This is a genomic window from Lacticaseibacillus saniviri JCM 17471 = DSM 24301, assembly GCF_001311785.1.
Taxonomy (GTDB): domain Bacteria; phylum Bacillota; class Bacilli; order Lactobacillales; family Lactobacillaceae; genus Lacticaseibacillus; species Lacticaseibacillus saniviri.
The window spans coordinates 1-1,441 of the sequence record NZ_BBBX01000060.1 but is presented as its reverse complement, the minus strand read 5'-3'; the positions used below and the strand labels follow the sequence as shown (position 1 = coordinate 1,441).

At 41.6% G+C, this 1,441-nt stretch carries 3 protein-coding genes; 1 reads left to right on the top strand and 2 read right to left on the bottom strand.

What is annotated here, in order from left to right; all coding sequences use genetic code 11:
- The coding region (locus JCM17471_RS13130) for a KxYKxGKxW signal peptide domain-containing protein (RefSeq protein WP_173578947.1) at positions 1 to 338 on the bottom strand (338 nt) is incomplete at its 3' end.
- Between the two features lie 68 nt (positions 339 to 406).
- A complete protein-coding gene (locus tag JCM17471_RS13125) occupies positions 407 to 844 on the bottom strand; it encodes a MarR family winged helix-turn-helix transcriptional regulator (RefSeq protein ID WP_082265494.1) in 438 nt (145 codons plus the stop codon).
- 227 nt (positions 845 to 1,071) lie between these two features.
- Between JCM17471_RS13125 and JCM17471_RS14345 the strand changes: the two genes are divergently transcribed.
- The gene (locus tag JCM17471_RS14345) at positions 1,072 to 1,302 is read left to right on the top strand and encodes a hypothetical protein (protein ID WP_225354318.1); all 231 of its coding nucleotides are present in this window, start codon (positions 1,072 to 1,074) and stop codon (positions 1,300 to 1,302) included.
- The last annotated feature ends 139 nt before the right edge of the window (positions 1,303 to 1,441 follow it).

The window sequence follows — 1,441 nt, the reverse complement described above, 5'->3', positions numbered from 1 at the left end:
GTTGATGCGTTCGTTTTCACTGCAGACGTTTGTGATTCAGAACTTGCTGTTGAAGTAGCGACCGCAGTATTTGCTGACGTTTGCGAAGCAACACTAACTGCTGACTTTGAAGCTGCACTAGTTGCGGTTGAGAGCGCAACTGCCGATCCCGTCGTTACTGACGTGGAATTCGCGCCACTGACGCTGTCGTTTGTCGCTAAATCAGTATTGCTGTCAGCGTGAACATTAACTGTTGTCAAATACCCAGTCAGTCCCAATCCCAAGGCCATTGCCGTAATACCACTGACAAGCCATTGTTTTCCATCTTTGTACATTTTGAAGTGTGTTTTAGTTTCCAAAATAATACCCCCTCATTTTTAAAAATTGAGTCGCTAGAGCATGTGCAACAACGTTTCTGCCTTGTCGTTTATTCAGACTCATCATTACTGTAATAATGGGTTGAGTTAATAATCGTACTCGTAAACGTCGTAAAGTCGTTATGTAGCAGTTTGACGCCAACCATCCCCATCGTTTTAATGACATCATGGGCAACAAATTGAGTGTGATCGTTAACACGCTTCATTAAGCGTTCGCCCTTGCTTGTCAAATGAATATAATACCGACGTCGATCATTGCAGTCCGCAACCACTTCGACTAAACCTTTAGTTAACATGCCGGTAACTTGAGTTGAAATCGCCCCTTTAGTAATGTGATTCCGCTCAGCTAAATCCGACATCGTTAGTCGCTGTCCCTTTGAGATTTGAGTCAATAGTGAAATACTGCCCCAGCCTTCGCCGAATTCTTGAACCGACTCTTTTAGCATCTGCTCAATCGCCCGGAAATTCGTTTGATAGTCATCAGTCAATAACTTGACGACTCGATCCACTTCTTGCTTAATTTACGTCATTAAATTCGTTCAAGTTATTTCTTGCAATCTGCCATTTTATAATGTAATTTCTTTTCTCCCATTATAAATTCCTTCCCGCTCAATTATATTGAGCCAACCTAATTTTAATTATACCCTTGTAGAACAGAATGACACGCCTAATTCTGCAAAATAAAGCACTTTTTGTAAATAGTCAGGGAGATATCATGAATCAGTCAACTTTTCAGCTACTTGGTAATGTTGCTTCAGCAGATTTCTACCTTTGTGAAGGCAGTGATATTACTTTAATATCTGATAATAATGCCTATAATATGAAAGCTTTAGCCCAAGAAGTGCTTAAACTGCGTGTTCCTAATTCTTTGACCGTTATTGATTTAAACAACTTCTACGTTGGTATGATCCCTATTGATCATAATCAGATATTGGTTCACCGCTAGTTTGTGCCACATCAAAGACGGGTAGATAGCGATAACCGACAATGGCGCGCTCATCGGTGGTATCAAGACGCTTCTGCTCGGCTGGTGTTAGCTTCTTAATGATCGGAGCCGCAATCCGAATCGCTTTTGCGCCCCGGTT

What these genes read in the sequence shown, in the direction of transcription:
- JCM17471_RS14345 (WP_225354318.1), top strand. Translation starts at nt 1,072, where the DNA reads ATGAATCAGTCAACTTTTCAGCTACTTGGTAATGTTGCTTCAGCAGAT.